This is a genomic window from Enterococcus sp. 3C7_DIV0644, assembly GCF_002141235.1.
Classification (GTDB): Bacteria; Bacillota; Bacilli; order Lactobacillales; family Enterococcaceae; genus Enterococcus_D; species Enterococcus_D entomosocium.
Window position 1 is genome coordinate 2,505,485 of the sequence record NZ_NGLK01000001.1, and the last position, 18,712, is coordinate 2,524,196.

The following is an 18,712-nucleotide window of genomic DNA, read 5'->3' on the forward strand; positions in this document are numbered from 1 at the left end:
GGGAACTTTGTGGAAAGACCCGCTTTAGACAAGCAGTCAAGGGTTCAAGCGACTAGCTATTTACGTTGGAAACGCACGATAGAAACTATCTTTAGCTTGGGCTTATTAGTCGTCCTTAGCCCGCTGTTACTGCTGATTTGTATAGGGATCAAATTTTCTAACTGGCAGGCACCGATTATTTTTAAGCAAGTTCGTGTTGGCAAAAATGAGGCCACGTTTGTGATGTACAAATTTCGAACGATGGTGCCTGATGCCGATCAATTATTAGGGCGATACCTCGATAAAAACGAAATTGAAGGGGCCATGTTCAAGCTGAAGAAAGATCCGCGAGTGACGCGCTTAGGCCGTTTTTTAAGAAAAACGAGTCTTGATGAACTGCCCCAATTGATCAATGTCTTGAAAGGGGAGATGGCACTGGTCGGCCCCCGTCCTCCTTTAGAAAGAGAAGTCGTCAGTTATTCAGAAAAAGACAAGCAACGATTGTGTGTCACACCCGGGTGCACAGGGTTGTGGCAAGTCAGTGGACGAAACGAATTGAGCTTTCAAGAGATGGTCGCATTGGATCTCTATTACATCAATAACCTGAGCTGGTTATTGGACTTGAAAATAATTATGAAAACGATTGGCGTTGTTTTCTTACCCAAAGGAGCATTCTAATGGAGCAACAAGTACGTGTATCACTTTTAGGCAGCAATCTCGATTCCTTAAACTTTCAGGAAACCATTACTAAGATCGAGGCAATGATCGAACAGGGGATGCCCGCACAGCATGTTTCAATTAACGCGGGAAAAATAAACTTGATGCGAAAAGATCCCTCGTTGCGATCGATCGTCAATCGGGCAGCTTTGATCACGGCTGATGGGCAGTCGATTGTCTGGGCAGCGAAATATTTAGGGTGCCCGGTACCAGAAAGGGTAACAGGCATCGATCTTTTTCGCGAGCTGGTCAAATTGGCAGCAGAAAAAGGCTGGCGTCCTTATTATTTAGGAGCAACTGCCGAAGTCGTAGAAGCCGTCGTCAAACATGACCAACAGCTCTATCCCGACCTGAACATAGCGGGTTTTCACCATGGCTATTTTTCCGAAGTCGAATCATTGGACGTGGCAAAAGAGATTGCACGGACGCAACCAGACTTGCTGTTTGTCGCTTTTTCTAGCCCGCAAAAAGAGATTTGGCTCGATACATTCAGCGAAGTGTTGCAAGTGCCATTTGCGATGGGCGTTGGCGGCAGCTTTGATATCGTCGCAGGCAAAACCAAACGAGCGCCTTTGTGGATGCAGCGGGCAGGTTTGGAATGGTTTTATCGCTTTGCGCAAGAGCCAGTCAGGATGTTTGATCGCTATATCATAGGAAATTTACGCTTTTTACAGTATGTGTGGGGAGAAAAAAGAAGAAACGCATGAAATCAAAACAGCAAAGCCATCACCGCTTCTTCCTGGGGATTGTGGCCATTTTTCCGATAATCGACGTCTTAAACGGCTTATTTCTAAGTCTGGGCATTCCTTTTCCCATTGGCGTGTTCTACCGTTTGCTGTTCTTTTTGTTCTTAGTGATTATGATCGTGACAGAAAAGATTCCCCATAGCTACTATACATATTTAACGTATGGGTTTATCGCTGTGACGCTTACGATTTTTCTGTTACAAGCACTTTTTCTAGGGTACAGCTGGCAGTGGGTGATCGAGGATCTATCGGTGTATATCAAATACCTCTTATGGGTACTGATTCCTTATTATGTCTATCAACGAAAAAACGACTTCTCCAAACTGCACTACGATAGCTTATTTATTGTTATCAGTGTCTGCTTCACCTTGGGGCTACTGATTCCTTATTTTTTAGGGCTAGGCTACCAAACTTATGACAATTCTGATGCTGGGTATAAAGGCTATTTCTTTGCCAATAATGATACGAGCTTTGCCTTTATTGTTTCAATCACCTTTACAGTCCAGGCACTAATTGTTTCGATCAAAGAACAGACCCATAAGTTTTCACTGTTTTTGGCTAGTTTATTCGCTGGAAATTTCGTCTGTTTGGTCTTGGTCGGTACGAAAACCGGCGTGTTTTATGGTGTCGGTGTGTTGTTCTATCTTTTAATCCGATTGGTGCTAGGCATTGAACGTAAAGCATTTCTGCAACAATTGTTTATCTGGTTTATGAGTTTTATTACGATTGCTTGGCTGCTTATTCAAGGACTACCATTGCTGATCCAAGCCGTCGAAGGAACCTATCTTCGCATGGTGTATTTTTATCATCTTTTCGACGGGGACTTGATCCGGCTATTTTCTAGTTCAAGAAGTGATTTTTTGATTGGTGGGATGAACGCCTTCTTAAATGATGAGGCCCGACACTTTATCATGATCTTTGGCCAAGGCTTTGAATACCGTTTGGCACACTTTGGTCGTCTTGGCTTAATTGAAATGGACTTCTTCGACACCCTTTTCGGGCAAGGCCTACTGGGAATAGCGTTATTGCTGCTAATGCTCGCCTATTTTGTCTATTTGGCCTTTCAGCCACGAAAACGATCGGTTTATAGTTTTGCCTTGATCGTGGTGCTTTTTTATAGTTTTTTTGCCGGGCATGTTTTGTATTCGGCATTGTCTTCCACCTTTTTAGGATTGATTTGTGGAGGCATTATTTTAACAGAGAAAGAGTGAACAACTGATTGAAAAAATTACTTTTGAGGCTGGGCTTTTTCTCCCTCGGTTCGTTAGGTTCGGCGGTCTTAAACTTGGTGCTTTTGCCCGTAACGACCAGCTTTTTGACACCCGAAGAATATGGGAAGACCAGTATGTTTTTCCTTGCACAGACCTTTTTGATATACGTGATCTATCTCGGCTTCGACCAAGCCTTTACGAGGGAATACCATGACCACGAAAACAAACGCGAGTTATTGCGACAAGCGATGCTCGTCCCGTTGCTCGGTTCATTTTTCTTTCAGCTGATCCTAGTGGTTTTTGCGGTAGATTTTTCGCAGCTTTTATTTGAATCTCCACAGTACACCCGTGCGATTTATTTATTTGCTCTTTCGTCGGGACTGCTGATTTTTGAACGGTTTCTTTTGTTAACGGTTCGAATGCAAAACAAAGCGATCCAGTTCTCCGTTTACAGTATTTTGGTGAAATTCATGGTCTTGTTCATCACGTTGCTGTTTCTCTTTTTTGGTCCGCCGACGTTTATTACGGTGGTCTATGGCATGCTCTTCGGTCAGATTATCGGTGATTGTCTGTTGATTCTGGCAAACCTGGCGCTTTTTATGCCGCTCATTCGCCAAATCGATCGCAACCTGATCAAAAAGCTGAGTCGTTTTGGCTTGCCGACGGTGGTGGGAACGTTCCTCTATAGCCTGTTAATGATTATCGACAAAATGATGCTGCGCTATTTTGCTGATTTTGCCGCTTTGGGCATCTACACGGCTGCATTCAAAGTGGCAAGTGCCTTGATGATTCTACAAGTTAGTTTTGCCAATTTTTGGATTCCCACCTCCTATGAATGGTTCAAAAAAGGCAAACCATTGATTTATTACGAACGAGTCAGTCACTTTATCATGTTCGTCTTGTCGATTTTCTTTTTACTGATGGTCTTTTTCAAAGAAACGATCGTCATCTTATTGTCGCAAGACTACTTAGAGGCCCAGTACTTGTTTCCCTTGTTATGTTTTTATCCCTTGATGATGACGATCAGTGAAACGACCAATCTCGGGATCGTTTTTTATAAGAAAAGTCATTTGAATATTGCTGCCTCTTTGCTGGCGGTCTTATCCGCATCCCTTGGTCATCTCCTACTCGTACCGACAATTGGCGCCACAGGAGCGGCTTGTGCTACGGCATTAGGGTACTTGGTCTTCTTTTTTGCCCGTACATATTTTTCGATGACCTATTGGCAGGGGTTCTCAGTCAAACGCCAAATCAGCCTTTCGATCATGCTGTATTGCTTTGCGCTGTTTACGGCATTCAATCGGACTCTTTGGCTGGAAAAGAGCCTCGTTTTGCTGCTGATGCTCTTCGTCGTTGTTCTTTATCGCAAGGAACTAAAGCAGGTAACTAGATTTGTACAAGAAAGGAAAATCAACAAAGCATGAATATCTTACTTATCGGTCCAGATCCAGCAGCAAAAGGGGGGATCGCAACGGTCATTTATAATTTCCAAAAAACAAAAGCGCCAGAGGACGTGCGTTTCGTCGTCCATAAGACTTGGTCGGAAAAAGGAAAATATTGGACGCAGCTCAAAGCGTTTCTTACGTTTCGTCGGCACATCAAAAAAGAAAGGTGCCAGATCCTTCATTTCCACGTTGCGCAAAAGGGCAGTTTCTATCGCAAGAGTTTGCTGTTGTTGCTAGCACCAAAACATTGCAAGACGATTTTTCATATGCATGCTTCGCAATTTGACCAGTTTTATCAAAACAGTCCTTCGTGGGCAAAGTGGTGGGTCCGTTTTACCTTAGCTCGGGTGGATCAGCTCGTAGTGCTAAGTAGTAGCTGGTCAGCATTTTACCAAACGATTACCGATACCTCAATCGAGGTCTTGCCAAATGCCGTAGCGGTGCCGGAGGAATCCTTTTATGACCCCACCGCAAAATGGATCATCACTCTTGGCAGGATCGGGCAAAGAAAAGGCAGTTTTGATCTGTTGGCAGTTGCAAAAGCAATGGCTGTTTCCTTTCCCGAGATTCGCTTTATGTTATTTGGCGATCAAGAAAATCAACAGGTTGCCCAACAGCTCCAAGAAGAGGCTCTCACCAATGTGTTCTTAAATGAGTGGGTAGCAACCGATGCGTTACCAGCTGTTTTTCGTAAGGCAGCCATCCATTTTCTCCCTTCTTATCACGAAGGCTTGCCGATGGCGATCTTAGAAACCATGGCGGCAGGTATCCCCAATGTAACGACGAAGGTTGGGGGAATCCCAGAGTTGATCCAATCGGGTGAAAACGGCTACCTAGTAGCTGCCGGTGATATTCAAGCAATGATCGAGACGTTGAGCGGTCTGTTAGCTAACGAGGAAGAACGAATCAAAAGCAGCCAACAAGCCAGAGCAACGATTGAGCAACAGTATGCCTTAACGTCGTATATGAAGCGCTGGCAGAAGATTTACAAAAAGCAACTTGATTAATGCTCAAATTGCTGAAAAAAAGGAGAAGTACGATGCAAAAAATAAAGGTATTATCTATTTTTGGTACACGACCAGAAGCCATCAAGATGGCACCGGTCATAAAAAAACTAGCAAATGATCCACGCTTCCTATCAAAGATCGTCGTGACAGGGCAGCATCGAGAAATGCTTGAGCAAACATTAGCGGCGTTTGAGCTGACCCCTGATTACGACTTGGCTATCATGCGAGAAAATCAAACCTTGTCTAGTATCACCAGTCGTATTTTAGAAGGACTCGAAGGTATTTTTCAATCAGAAGAACCAGACGTAGTGTTGGTCCATGGCGATACGACGACGGCAGTGGCAGCTGCGCTGGCCGCTTTTTATCAGCAGATCTTGATTGGTCATGTGGAGGCTGGGCTACGAACAGGTAACAAGAATGATCCGTTTCCAGAAGAAATGAATCGCCGGTTGATTGATCAACTAGCAGATTTTCTCTTTGCACCGACGGATCAAAGTCAGGTTAATCTGTTAAAGGAAAACCACCCACACGACCGCATCGTAGTTACTGGCAATACGTCTATTGATGCTTTGTACCATACGTTGGCACAAAAAAAAGACCGAAAACCAATTAGTGAGAAAAAAATCCTTTTAGTTACGATGCACCGGCGAGAAAACATTGGGCAACCCATGGAACAAGTGTTTCGTGCACTAAAACGCATCGCTGTTGCTTATCCCGCACTGACGATCGTCTTTCCGATGCATAAAAACCCTCGTGTCCGTGCACTAGCCAAGCGCTATTTAGAAGGGCAGCAAAATATCGAGCTGATCGAACCATTGGATGCCCCTGCATTCTATCAGTTACTGGCAGACAGCTACCTTGTTTTGACCGATTCAGGAGGGATTCAAGAAGAAGCACCCTCCTTGGGGATTCCTGTCTTGATCGTACGTGAAACGACGGAACGCCCAGAAGGGGTGGCAGCAGGGACTTTGAAACTGATTGGTACCCATGAGGAGCATGTGTATTCAGAAATCGTTCATTTATTGTCTGATGAGGCAGCATACAAACAGATGGCGCAAGCCAAAAATCCCTATGGAGATGGACAAGCCAGTGAGCGGATCGTGGCTGAATTAAAAAGTTATTTCGAGTAGAGGAAGGCGAACCTATGAGACAATTCCAATCATCTTTTGTCATTAGTAAAACGACGCTAAGGTGGCTACATTTGCTAGAACATATGGAGCACGCTTCTCATACACCGATCCGTGGGTTGTCAAAAGTGATCAAAAGCTCTAGCCGAACCATCATTGAAGATTTACAAAACATTAAAGAGTATTTCGAAGATGCTATCGAAATGGAAACGTCAAATAGTGGCTATCAGCTACAAGTCATCGATACAGAAAGCTACTTAGAAAAAAAACGGAATTTGATCAGTAACGAGCCGTTGTTTCGCATCTTTGAGAGCATTTTTTTAGGGGAAATATTGACCATCAATGAGTGGTCAGACATTTTGTTTATTTCCCCTGCCACGTTGATGCGGTATTTTCGAAAGATCGACCCAATTTTAGCACAGTACCAACTGACATTAAACAAAACCACCGTTGATCTTACTGGTGAGGAAGTCAATATTCGCCATTTTTTTCTGAACTTTTATTATGAATCCGATAGTACGCCGCATACCGTATTTCCGCCGTTGATCATTCATGAGATCGGTTTAAACTTGAAAAAAGAAGAATTCGATAGCAATTTCTCTAATCTTGCCTTTGAGGAAATCAGTTACATGCTTTATATCATTTTAGAGCGAACCTCTCATGGCCATTACGTCACGATCGATCCAGCCATCGTCAAGCAGTTTCGTAAAGAGTATTATCTTGAGCTGAAAAAATTAAAGACGATGCTATCGAACCATTTGCAAACGACGATCGCCGAAAAAGAAATCATCTACTTTTATGCGTTATCGATGGGAAAACGGACGGTGTTTGATATTGATATGGAAAGGGACTTTTGCAACAAGTTAGGCAAAGACTCGCAGATCCTGCAACTAACCCAACGTTATCTAAAGGAGGCAGGCGTACCGCCGTATGCGCTGGAATATAGTACGGTTTTGATCCAGTCTTTTTTTGCGACGATCTTACTAAAAAATAAACTTTCACCGGTCTTGAACAAAGTGATTCCCGATTTGATCTCATTTGTAAAAAAACATTTTCCAGAGGAAATGGCACAAAACACAGCGTTCTTACAAAAACAATTCAAACAAGTGAAGTGTCTGTCTTTAGACATGATCGTAGATATCAGCGCAGTGTTTACCATTCATATGGACTGTGTGAAAGAATTGTACTGGGGGAAGCCTAAAAAAATTGCGTTCCTGTTAGAAGGGAATCAATTTATCTCGCAACGAATTCAGGTCACTGCTCGTAAGTATCTAGGCAGTTATCAGAAACTCTTTTTTCCGAATGTATTAGATATCAATCCCGGCTATTTTGAGGCGAACCAATTTGATATCGTCGTCACAAATTATAATGAGCATATGTCGAATTTTTCTTGTTCTGGCGTGTATTTATTGTTCAATAAAATCCCGAACTCAACCGATTGGCGCAGACTCATGTCATTGATCGACTTTAAACTTTAACAATGGTCCAGGTGCAAAATAATTCTCAGATGAAAGATAGGAATGATGCAATCATGATGAAAAAAGGACATATGACACCAGAAGCCTATTTAAAAAATTACAGCGAACTTTGTTACTTGCAGGAATTTCCCTTAATCAAACAAGTATGTACAGAGTTGCAAACACGATTCAAAGAAATTTGCTATACCGAGTACGATAATGTGCTACAACAAATGGCGGATTTGCTAGAAATCGATGCCCAACTGCAAATGTTTTTAGATTTTTTCCGACACGACTTTTTTAAAGAAATCGAATTAGCAGAAGAAGAGATCGTCGAAATGATCAAAAAAGACAAAAATGTCTATTACAGACAAATGGCAGGGATCGGCACAAACCAGAAAGCGCCCCATGGCTTGATTTATCTCAGCGAGAAATGAACACTGTGATCGCTGAGATAAATCAGAGTGTCAACCACTCGTTGGGTAAGAATGGTTTTTATAAAATAACACTTCGAAATGCTTTGTGACCGTAATGATTCCACAAGATAGTGTCTAGCAAGTTGACTTACGCATTGTCCAACACAACCAGACGCAAGATCCGTGGATTGATTTGATTAAGTAATCGATTCCAATCTGTCGCATCTGGAAAAGATTTTAGAAGAACGCATTCTACTTCCAGTAAGTATTCTGTCGTATACTCCGAATAATTGGTGACTAATAGATCAATTTGCTTTTCTTTTAAATAGGTTGGAGAGAGTTCACTGGCATTAGGATAATACAATGTATGGAAGCGACCCAAATATTTTCGCACGATACTTTCGGCATATTCACAAACATATTCGTTTCCTTCAAAAATCACGGCGATCGTCCGTTGTGATCCCCAATTTTCTTCTTTGATCGCTTCCATATGAATCGTTAAGCTGGCACAGAAATCGTCAAGATAGGAGGATGAATACAGCTTTTTGACTAGCTTGTGTTTTGCCAAAAATGCATAGTTTCTCTTATATTCGTAGGAAAACTTCTCTTTGACGAATTGCGTAAGATCGTCAATATTGACATTCATGATGGGCGAGAGCATATCGCGTATTTTCACAATCGTAAAAAATGATTCTAACCAGTGTAAATCTTTTTGTTCATCATAGGAATTGCCTTGATTTAGGGCATAGAAATCTTTTGTCACTTGTTTGATCTCAGGCCAGCGATTATACATTCGGCAAAATTCTTCGATCGAGGGATGATTGATTTTTCGGCGACAGATGAGACAAAGCAACAAATAAATGATTTCGTCCTCTGGCAGATGGTAATGAAAATAGGAATAAAGGATCTCTCTTAACGTATCTGGAGCAATCAATGAATGATAAGCATAAAAGATGTCCTTTAGTTCAGGTGAAAGTTCGACCTGTAACCCTTTCTTGCTGCGTTCCAGTGTAATGTAGAGAATATAGGAAAAGTAAGAAAAGGTAGAAGCCGGTTGCTTTTTTGAATGCAAAAGATTGGTGATCTCAATGACAGCATCTTGGACATCCAGCGATGGGAAGATAGTATTGACATTGATATCTGACTCATAATAAAACAGACAAAAAAAGCGGCGAATATCGATTTCGGAACCTATCAATGTGACAGGGTTTGTTGATAGACGAAGTTTGAAGGGCTTTAATAATTCGTTCATTTTTTTTAAGTAACTGAGCAATGCTTGTTCCGAAAGATTAAGGGTCAAGCTCCAATCCAGAGCAGATTGTAATTCATCAAAAAAAATACTCTCCAAAATCATAAAAAATGGCTCGTCTTTAACTAAATTTTGTTTTTGTTTGATATACCCCTCGGGATCAAGTTCTTCAAATAAATACCCAAACTTAGAGGAATAGATTTCGATCGCGTCATTAAAATAGTCGCGAATCATGGCAATATCCGCAATGATCGTACGGGTACTGCTTTTTGTTACTTCTGATAAATCGCCCAATGTTGCAGATGGATTCTTCTCAAATTCATTTAATAATTGCAATCGTCGGATTAAAGAACGATTTTTGATAAATTTTAGCTGAAAATTTTTCATAGTTGCCCCCGTTGAATTTAAAAAAGAATTAAACACATTATAAACAATTGGTTAAAAAACTTCAATTTTTATGTTTAATTTTATTATATTTGACTAAATATCCCATTTTTATTATTCTGGTGGATGTAAACGTTTGAAACTAATTGATACAATGTAGGTTTTTTCACCGACAGGTGAAAATTGCTATTTTTTTTTAAGGATATTTGACGCTATAGTGAGACCATAGTCCGATGCTTAGGAGTATTTGTTTTTTCTCAAGAGGAAACCTGTGAACTGTTGGTTGGATCAAAAGGGAGAAAATAAACAGTAAATGTAACTAGCAAATGAGTGAATGTGCCATCAATACCTAGAAATGCAGTGTACTTGAGGGGTATCCACGAATGAGAGAGAAAGAAAATAGAAGACATTGATTGGTTGAAGAACATCTACGGTTACCAGAAAGTGTAAACTGGAAACGAACATGCAGATAGATTACGAGGAGGCTAATATGCTGGCAGAAAAGATAGCGGGAGCAGAAGAATATTTGGCGCATTTTCAAACAGAGCTAGAAAAACAAGGGGTGTTACGCTTTTTTCCTAAAATAAATGCCTTTTATCATCGGTTAGCAAAAGAGTTTTTAACGATTTTTCATAGCAAGGAAGAAAACCTGTTTGTTCAGTGGGGCCACTTATTGGCGATTGATGCACAATTGCAAATATTGATGGAAATCAGCAACAATCGCAAAGAGGGATTGCTAGATGACCTTGGGATGAGTGAGGAAGAAGTCATTGAAATGATAGAAAATGACCATAAGTATTTTTACCGTGAGATCACGGGGGCAAAGTTAACGCAAAAACCCAAAATGGGCTTGATTTATTTGAGTGAACACTTAGCGGAGTCCTGAAGTTTTATGTCTAATACGTCGAGTAGACCTGAGAGTTAGGAAAAAAATTGAGATAAATGGGAAACGATGATGTTCAATAGACTATTGGGGAAGTTTTATAGATAGTTTTTTGGAGAAATAAATGGAGAGTAGTAGTGGGGCTAAAAGGATGATTTTCAGGTGGAACGTACCCTTGAGAATGACAGAGAGCAGATGGACTACTCAAACAACGCAGTGGGGAAGGCAATTGGTTGGTCTTCCTTGCTTGAGTAAGAGTTGTTTTTAAGAAACAACAGATTGACCGCTAAAGTCAACGACAAAGGCGAATGTTTTTTTCTCTTCATTAAAATAATTACTGTGTAAGACGTGAAAAAAAGCAAAAAGCGCTTGAAGGTAGGACATGAACGGAATGAAACTTTTTATTATTTTTGCCTCCTTGTCGGTAGGCATATCGGTGGCACAATACGGCATGTATGATTTCTTCCCAGCATATCTGCGATCCTTCGCAGCTGGCTTCAATTGGGGCAAACCATTCTTTTGCTTGGCTATTTCTTTCTGCTGGTTATGTATTTTTGGGTCCAGCGTGGCAGAACAAGGAAAGAGAAGCAATCTTTAGGAGAATGATCAAGAATTAAACAGCAATGATCAGCAAAGAAGCGTTTTTTCATAGGAAGAAATCGCTTGTTTGTAAGCAAAAGTATACATAAATAGTACGACCGAGACGAGCCTTTCGCGGGCTCTTACTTAACATAAACAAATCTGCAGCAAACGTTTGCTTCTTTTGGTGAAACCAAGAAGGGATCGTTTGCTGTTTTTTTGTGCTAACAAATAGGCCTGTTTTCAAATGTCCCGTGGAGAGCTTTTTTCAAGGAAATGAAAAATTCTTAAGGGGGAGGCTGGAAGAATCGATTCGTTCTGTAAATAGTAATCAAAAAATGGATGGCCGAAGAACTACATACGAGAGAGTCAATAAAATGCTTCATGGAGGAATGGCTGATTTAGCCAAGCGGCATTTCAAGGGAGTACCGAAGGATATTAGATAGAGAAGATAAAGCAATGGACAGAGACGCCAAAGTTTTTAGCGCTGCAATAGCTATTGGAGTATGCGTTGGTTTGGCTACATCTGTATTGGCAACAACAGAGTACCGGGAAAGGGCTGGATAAGTGAAAATGAATGGGAAAGGTGGCGCTCCGAAAGAAGAACCATAGCTGATGATCCGCCAATCGTCGAGGAACCACCCAACTGTATTCCGTAGTGAAATACCAAACGAGCAGGAGATGACCACTGACAGGCATGCTTCATGTTCTTATCAGTTTAGTGATTCTAAGAAAAACAACATAAAAGAAAGAATACCCGACAAACGTAGCTTGGGGGATCAGATGAAAAGAGAGGAACGTTCTTAATAAGGATAGTCCCCCCCTCTTTTTTTACCGTTATTTTATTGTGGCTTTTATAGAATGGAGAACTGCAAGTGCTTTGGAGATTGATATATGATTTTTCTATGGTAACAAGCGTTTTGGTAGATGTTAAGGATTTCTCACTTTAGCCATATCCTATGTTGAATAATTTATTTAAAACGGGGGTTTGTTTTTTTATTTAGGCATAGATTTCATCAGCCAGTGAATTTATTGATTTTTCCCGCATCACAAAGATAGCTATAATGAAGTATATCGAGGATAAAACCCAGCGATTTTGGAAGCCAACTGAAACAAAGACCAATCGACTTTGTTCAAGGTTACCGTCTAAGTAAAGGTGTCTAAAAAAGGGTGGTTTTTAGGCTTGATGATGTCAAAAAGGGGGAGGGAGAATGAAAAGAGCGAGGGGGAATTTTTGGGTCAAACTGATGATCTTCGCTGCTTTTTTTCAAGTGATCAGTGCTTCGACGATTTTAGTTTCGGCACAAGAGGAGCGTTCCGTCGATACAGAAGGCTCAGTCCAGTTCACGGGTGTCTATGAACCAGACAAACCAGAACCTTCACCACCGACCGGACCGACACAACCTGGCGGGGATGGGGGACGTTTGCCGCAGACGAATACCCGAAAAAGTTCCAGTGCCACGGCACTCGGATCATTGCTGCTATTGATCGCTGGCTATTCAACAGTGAAGAAGACACGCAGGTACCAAAAAGAACGAACAACCTCAAGAACACAAGAAAAGTTGAGTAATAGAGAATAAGGGAATGATCTTATGAGATTTTTGCGATTTGCAACGAGCACCGTACTTGCCGCAACCCTTTTGACTGGTGGGATCCAAGGGACCGCCGCTGAAGTAAGAGTCGCTGAAACCGATGGGCAAGTCAGTTTTGTGCCCAATGATCGAGACCCGACGGAAGTGTTACCGCCTGATCCAGGCCCCGATGGCCCCGATGTGGAGATACCGCCGATCGGACCAGATGGACAAACAGGACCATTGACGATCGCTTATGCGCCGACTTTGGATTTTGGTACCCAAGAAATCTCCAACCGAGATGCCGTCTATTCGATGGTGGCAGAAAAGCAACAATTAGCGGATACCCAAGGGGAAGAAAACCAAGTACCGTATGTTTCCTTCGCCCAAGTACAAGATACCCGTGGGTCAAATGCTGGCTGGCGTTTGACTGTAGCACTAAGTGCGTTTGAATCAGGGACGCAACACAACGAACTGCGAGGGGCACAAATCATCTTTGCCTCACGAGAAGTTGACTACAATAGCCACAATCAAGAAAACGCACCGGCCGCACATGAAGCAGGCTTGCGTTTGGATGCCAATGGTTCAGCACAAGCTGTTCTGACTGCTGATGCCGGCAAAGGGGCAGGCACTTCATCCGTCGTTTGGGGCTACCAAGATGAGTTGAATGCGCAGGTCCAAGCCCAGGCGCCGGTGGTTCGCAATGAGGCGATCCAATTGTTCGTCCCGGGAGCGACTGCTAAAGATGCAGCCTTGTATGTGGCGACTTTGACGTGGCAATTGACGACCACTACCTCGCAATCAGGAGAAACAGTTCCAACGGCGCAAGCCGATGAAACAAACTAAAAGAAAAGAAAGAAGGAATAAAAATGAAATGGATTCGATTAGCAACAGTCGCAACACTGACCTCTACGATCTTCGCAGGCGGTGTACAAGCAGTAGCAAATGATGAACCAAGGACACCACTTTTTGAAGTAGAGACACCAAATGAGGTTACCTTTACCGAAGGGGAAGAAGACGTGGATGACGTTGAAAACCCACTTGAATACCCACCCGTTATCATTGATCCGCTTCCAGTAAAAGGCCCATTAACAATCGTTTACGTGCCAGAAAAATTCGATTTTGGTCAACAAGCTATTACTTCATCTGCAGCTGAATATTCTTTGATTGCTGAAATGCAAAACGTAGATGAAGAGCATCCTCTTGCAATTGATAATAACCTTACAGGCGAAGTTCCTTACGTTTCCTTGGCACAGGTCAGTGATACACGAGGAAACAGTGCGGCAGATTGGACATTAAGTCTTGCTTTGACAGAGTTTGTCGGTCAAAATACAGGGGATATCCTTTATGGCGCCCAACTTCACTTTATTGATCCGCAGATCAAACACAATGATGGTACCGGGCCTGCTGAAGAAGCGCCTGAAGCATCAATAACTGATGGCGATCGTGTGATTTTAAATGCTAATACGGATTTAGCATCGAGCATTCCAGTCATGACCGCAGGACTCAATCAAGGTCAAGGTCGCTCCTCTGTTTTCTGGGGAGACCAAGACAAAATGATGGATCAGTATGAGGATGATGATTTTACCGGAACGATACTGAATGATCGTATTCAGCTGCATCTTCCATCAGCTGCGACGCCGCAACAAGACACCTATACAGCAGCCTTGACTTGGATACTAGCTACCACAGTTAGTGTAGATGGTGAAAATGGTGGTAATGGCGGCGATGGAGACGAGAACGTTTTAAATCCATAAGGATAATCTTCAAAGCAACGCAACAATAATGTGAAACAACTGGCAGGAGTAGACCGTTATTCCTGCCTTTTTTGGAAGGAGAAACAACAGTGATTGAACAACCAACAAACCAACGCTGGCTGCGGCTTTTGACTGCAATGATCGTGCTATGCTCATTGATTGCTTGGCCGACACCAGTACGAGCAAATGATGACATTGAATCAGAGTTGAATTTTTTTGTAACCCCGATATTCCCTGACAGTCAGATCGAAGGCGGTGCTAGCGGTTATTTTGATCTGAATTTAGGCGCAGGGGAACAAGAAGAATTGCAGTTGCGCGTCCAAAATACATCGGAAGAAACCATCGACGTCGAAGTATCGGCTCATACTGCTTTCACGAATGTCAATGGGGTAGTAGAATACGGTCGTGATGCCGAAGCTCCTGACCGGACATTGCCTGCCTCGATTGCCGAATTGATTGAAGCACCAGGGGTCATCACCATAGAAGCCCAAGAAGAACGGATCCTTACACTGCCTCTGACGATGCCTGAGGAAGAATTTGATGGGATACTGGCAGGGGCGATCCGAGTAGAAGAGGTCCGCGATGCGGCGGCAGCGGAGTCAGAAACAGAAGGCATCGGGATTCGTAATGAGTTTGCCTTTATTTTAGGAGTCGTCGTAAGCAATAACCGCTCGTCAACGGATCCGGGACTTGAATTGCTGGATGTTTTTGCCAGTCAAGTCAATTATCGGAACGTGATCAGTGCCAAGATTCAAAATTACACACCGACTTTCGTCAACCACATAGAAATTGATGCTGAGATTCGTGCCAGCGGCAGTGACACCGTCTTATATGAAACGCAGCGCACAAGCATGCAGATGGCCCCAAATTCGCAGATGGATTTTCCGATTCCTCTAAATGGCGAGCGTTTCCGTCCGGGAGACTATGTTCTAACTATGACGGCCCGTTCACAAGGGGAGGAATGGCATTGGGAAGAGCCCTTCACGATTGCGGCTGCTGATGCGAGACGTTTAAATGAGGAAGACGTGACATTGGAACCAGAAACCAATTGGTGGCTGATTGGCGGAATCGCCGCACTTGTTTTGTTATTGATCATCGTTGTTGTTTTAATCATTAACAAGAAAAAAAAGACAAAGGAAGGTGGGGATCAGTAAAATGAAAAAGAAAACACTAAAGATAGTACTATCACTTATGGTAGGACTATTTAGTGTTTACTTGTTTTTTCCGTCTATTCGTGTGTTCTTTTTTGAACCACTACATGCATGGCAAGGAAGAGAAGGTACGTTAGGCGAGGTGTTCACTGGATCTTCTTTTGAAGAATCTTTAGAGGATCAAGAGGAGTTGGTGGTTTCTTTTCTGGAAGAAATCCAGCAAGCCTATGTTGGAGAAGTGTTTCCGATCATGTTTTTAACAAACCGCCCACTAACAAGCATCGACATCCAGCTGCCTGCAGCCACGATCATAGAAGAAACATTTTTAATGGAAGAAATAGTGATCACCCAAACCGAGGATCCCGAGCAATGGCTTCTGAACTCCGAAGTGCCGTTGACGTCGTTTAGTCTACCACTGACAATAGAATCCGTAGGTACTTATGAAATAACGGTAGCAGAGACAGTGTTTACCTTGAACGTGGAAGAAAGAAAATCCGGAGATGAGGGGGAGAGGCCCCCTATGGAAACGGACGACCACCCGATTGGCACTAACTTAGCAGCGGATCCTGTCACATCAGATGGTTCATTTTTTGATGACATCGAGGTGGATGAAGGCAATCTTGATCTTTTGGAAGATAGGCGAAGAGAACAAGAAGTAGGCTCCTGGCTAGAATTTTTAGAAGCTGTCATGGACCCAGAGGTGAATCATATAAAGTTGATCGACAGCTTTGAATCTAGTGATAATCCGATTGAAGGTATAGCTTCAGGCGTATCAGGAAGTACAATTAATATTTCGAGTGGAGACTCGTATGTCTATATCAGCCAACCGGGAATCTCAAGAACTCTTATTATTGATGGACAAGGAAAATACCAAATTGATTTTCGTGCGGTTGCTGTTGGCTTCTTGGATAGTACGATGGTACCAGAATCTCCTTGGGATATTTCGTATCAAAATATTACCCTTTATCATGGGAATTATTACGGACCTATGAACGTTACTACTTTGGGTGTTAACAATCAAGCCATATCGACCATGCGGTACCATAATGTTGAAAACATTGGGAATCAGCTTTTGCATTCCGTTGGTACAACCGCAGTGCTTTCAGGAAAGGTTACCTCACATCAAGCACGAAGCTACCGTTCGACTTTTAATGAAAATTGGCAGATCAATGCTTGGAATCAAGCAAATTTTGAAGTCCATCGACTTTTGATCAGTCCCAATGCAGAAGTAGAATTGTCGACCATCAGTTCAGGAAATATATTTTATCATGGTTTGAATCATCCAGAACTGGTTATTGGAGAGAATGCCAAAGTTTCCATGAAAGCAAATTTTGAAGGGACTAGAGGGGAAGCCGATGGTGTGAATGTCTATTTTGGAAATGGTGGTGGGAATCTGACTGTTGGCAAGGGAGCAGAATTAAAACTTGACACTCAGATCAACGCCTCTGCGATTTCCACACTTCATGGAAACCATACCATCGATCTCTTGGAAGACAGCAAAGTGCATATCCAATCCTTAGAGAATCGAAGCCACACGAATGGATGGAATTGGAATATTCTTTCATTTCAAGGAGGCAACACCCATATCAATCTAAAGGAACGTAGTATGTTAAAAATTGATGCGGAAAATCAACCCAACTTATCGGCACATGTTGTTGGCTTCTGGGAACCTCAAAACAGTATCACTGTTGGTAAAGATGCTATTTTAGATATTCGTTCGGACAGTCGCAATGATTCTCAAAATTTGATCTTTTTTGGAAATCTTTCGAAGTTGACGTTCAATGAGGCCCGAAAGGTCAATTTAGAACGAACGGCGCCGCTTTCTTTTAATAACGGAAGTTTGATCAACTTAAATGGAACCAATGAACTGGAAATCGAATTTCAAGGAATCAAACAATGGCAATACGGTGAGTTTGATGAGGTGCAGTCTACCCATGAGTGGATGCCTTTGATTCATATGAGTACCAACCTTACTTGGATCAATCCAACAATCAACAGTGTCGTAACTTTGGATCCAACAGTGGAACAAGGGGTACGTAGTCATTTTTCGACTCATAGCCAACGATTGCTTTTCGAGCAAGTTTCTGAAGTTGAAATAGAGTTGAATCCATTAACGGAAGATCCGACCTTATCAAATTCTCGGATCATCTCTGGAAGAGCAAATCCCAATAGCTATATTCGTTTTGAGCGGGAAGCATTTATGCCCGAACCAAATCCTTCCCTTGGTACTGTAACGGATCCAGATGGACGCAGAGAATTCTTTCACGTCCAAGCTGATGAAGAGGGAAACTTTCAGTTTGATTTATCCGAATTTCCAAACTTCCAACATTTTCGTCACGAAGAGCTAGTGACAGCCGAGGCGTTTTTGAATGGGAGATGGGGAAAGGATTCGGTGATTGTAGAGAAAATCGACATTGTGGACCCGCGGGATCCTTTTCGCCCGGATGAAACGGTCGATCCTGTGAATCCTCCTGTTTTGCCAGAAAACCAGGGATTTGTCAGCATCGACTTTATTTCTCAATTCGATTTTGGAGAAGTACCAATTCTTTCAAGTACCACTCGATATCCCGCAAAGCCGCAGGCGTTGCGGGAAGTTTATGAGGATGTGCATGAAGGGGACCGTCCCAATTATATCCAAGTATCGGATCGGAGGGTCGCTACTACTGGTTGGACACTGAGTGCTCGCTTATCTGAAGAGGGTTTTGTGGGTACGCATGATGAAAGGCAACGACTAAGAGGGGCAAGCGTTTATTTGTCAAATATCCATATGGTAACCACTGGTTCGAATGAGTCGGAGACGCCAGACTATCAAGAAGCCATTGAACTTATTGCAGGTCAAAGTAAAACCTTGGCTTCGGCTCAAGAGAATCATGGTGGAGGGACGTGGATCCAACATTATGGCTCAAGTGAAACAATGGAAAACAGTGTGGAACTGGAAGTCCCGATTGGTGCCAACCCCCAAGCAACTGCTTATCGCGGCACGATTTATTGGGAATTAAGCTTTGTTCCGAGACCTGAGTCATAAAAGTTTGA

The 18,712-nt window shown here is 42.6% G+C and carries 16 protein-coding genes; 15 read left to right on the plus strand and 1 reads right to left on the minus strand.

Going from position 1 to position 18,712, the window contains the following annotated elements; genetic code table 11:
• Window positions 1-9: 9 nt before the first annotated feature.
• From A5877_RS11850 to A5877_RS11885, 8 genes are read left to right on the plus strand one after another with little or no spacing between them, the layout of a single operon-like run.
• Window positions 10-657, plus strand: coding sequence for a sugar transferase (locus A5877_RS11850; protein WP_008377982.1), 648 nt, complete (start codon window positions 10-12; stop codon window positions 655-657).
• Window positions 657-1,403 (plus strand): WecB/TagA/CpsF family glycosyltransferase, encoded by a 747-nt coding sequence (locus A5877_RS11855; protein ID WP_008377984.1) that lies wholly within the window; start codon window positions 657-659, stop codon window positions 1,401-1,403. The genes A5877_RS11850 and A5877_RS11855 overlap by 1 nt, the downstream gene beginning before the upstream one ends.
• Window positions 1,400-2,653: an O-antigen ligase family protein gene (locus A5877_RS11860; RefSeq protein ID WP_086316895.1), complete on the plus strand. Its 1,254-nt coding sequence runs from the start codon at window positions 1,400-1,402 to the stop codon at window positions 2,651-2,653. The genes A5877_RS11855 and A5877_RS11860 overlap by 4 nt, the downstream gene beginning before the upstream one ends.
• A gap of 8 nt (window positions 2,654-2,661) precedes the next feature.
• Window positions 2,662-4,077 carry a lipopolysaccharide biosynthesis protein gene (locus A5877_RS11865; protein ID WP_086316896.1) on the plus strand — a complete coding sequence of 472 codons (1,416 nt, stop codon included), beginning with the start codon at window positions 2,662-2,664 and terminating at the stop codon, window positions 4,075-4,077.
• Window positions 4,074-5,105, plus strand: coding sequence for a glycosyltransferase family 4 protein (locus A5877_RS11870; protein ID WP_086316897.1), 1,032 nt, complete (start codon window positions 4,074-4,076; stop codon window positions 5,103-5,105). Before A5877_RS11865 ends, A5877_RS11870 begins: the two co-directional genes overlap by 4 nt.
• A gap of 32 nt (window positions 5,106-5,137) precedes the next feature.
• On the plus strand, window positions 5,138-6,235 hold the full coding sequence (wecB, locus tag A5877_RS11875) for a non-hydrolyzing UDP-N-acetylglucosamine 2-epimerase (RefSeq protein ID WP_217809920.1): 1,098 nt from the start codon (window positions 5,138-5,140) through the stop codon (window positions 6,233-6,235).
• 14 nt (window positions 6,236-6,249) lie between these two features.
• Entirely contained in the window at window positions 6,250-7,710 is a 1,461-nt protein-coding gene (locus A5877_RS11880) for a helix-turn-helix domain-containing protein (protein WP_086316899.1), read from the plus strand.
• 53 nt (window positions 7,711-7,763) lie between these two features.
• Window positions 7,764-8,126, plus strand: a complete 363-nt coding sequence (locus A5877_RS11885; RefSeq protein ID WP_008377996.1) for a hypothetical protein — start codon at window positions 7,764-7,766, stop codon at window positions 8,124-8,126.
• 127 nt (window positions 8,127-8,253) lie between these two features.
• Here the strand turns inward: A5877_RS11885 and A5877_RS11890 are convergent, their stop codons facing one another.
• Window positions 8,254-9,741: a helix-turn-helix domain-containing protein gene (locus A5877_RS11890; RefSeq protein WP_086316900.1), complete on the minus strand. Its 1,488-nt coding sequence runs from the start codon at window positions 9,739-9,741 to the stop codon at window positions 8,254-8,256.
• Between the two features lie 487 nt (window positions 9,742-10,228).
• On the opposite strand from A5877_RS11890, the gene A5877_RS11895 reads away from it, so the two are divergent.
• The 7 genes from A5877_RS11895 to A5877_RS11935 all read left to right on the plus strand — a co-directional run bounded on the left by A5877_RS11895 (window position 10,229) and on the right by A5877_RS11935 (window position 18,704).
• The gene (locus A5877_RS11895; protein WP_008377999.1) at window positions 10,229-10,624 is read left to right on the plus strand and encodes a hypothetical protein; all 396 of its coding nucleotides are present in this window, start codon (window positions 10,229-10,231) and stop codon (window positions 10,622-10,624) included.
• A 379-nt stretch (window positions 10,625-11,003) separates the two neighbouring features.
• Window positions 11,004-11,219 carry a hypothetical protein gene (locus A5877_RS11905; protein ID WP_228085392.1) on the plus strand — a complete coding sequence of 72 codons (216 nt, stop codon included), beginning with the start codon at window positions 11,004-11,006 and terminating at the stop codon, window positions 11,217-11,219.
• A 1,192-nt stretch (window positions 11,220-12,411) separates the two neighbouring features.
• Window positions 12,412-12,780, plus strand: a complete 369-nt coding sequence (locus A5877_RS11915; protein ID WP_008378002.1) for an LPXTG cell wall anchor domain-containing protein — start codon at window positions 12,412-12,414, stop codon at window positions 12,778-12,780.
• A gap of 12 nt (window positions 12,781-12,792) precedes the next feature.
• Window positions 12,793-13,617, plus strand: a complete 825-nt coding sequence (locus A5877_RS11920) for a WxL domain-containing protein (RefSeq protein ID WP_016619480.1) — start codon at window positions 12,793-12,795, stop codon at window positions 13,615-13,617.
• A 23-nt stretch (window positions 13,618-13,640) separates the two neighbouring features.
• The gene (locus A5877_RS11925) at window positions 13,641-14,528 is read left to right on the plus strand and encodes a WxL domain-containing protein (protein WP_086316901.1); all 888 of its coding nucleotides are present in this window, start codon (window positions 13,641-13,643) and stop codon (window positions 14,526-14,528) included.
• 89 nt (window positions 14,529-14,617) lie between these two features.
• Entirely contained in the window at window positions 14,618-15,682 is a 1,065-nt protein-coding gene (locus tag A5877_RS11930; protein ID WP_086316902.1) for a DUF916 and DUF3324 domain-containing protein, read from the plus strand.
• A gap of 1 nt (window position 15,683) precedes the next feature.
• The gene (locus tag A5877_RS11935; RefSeq protein ID WP_086316903.1) at window positions 15,684-18,704 is read left to right on the plus strand and encodes a WxL domain-containing protein; all 3,021 of its coding nucleotides are present in this window, start codon (window positions 15,684-15,686) and stop codon (window positions 18,702-18,704) included.
• Window positions 18,705-18,712: the final 8 nt, after the last annotated feature.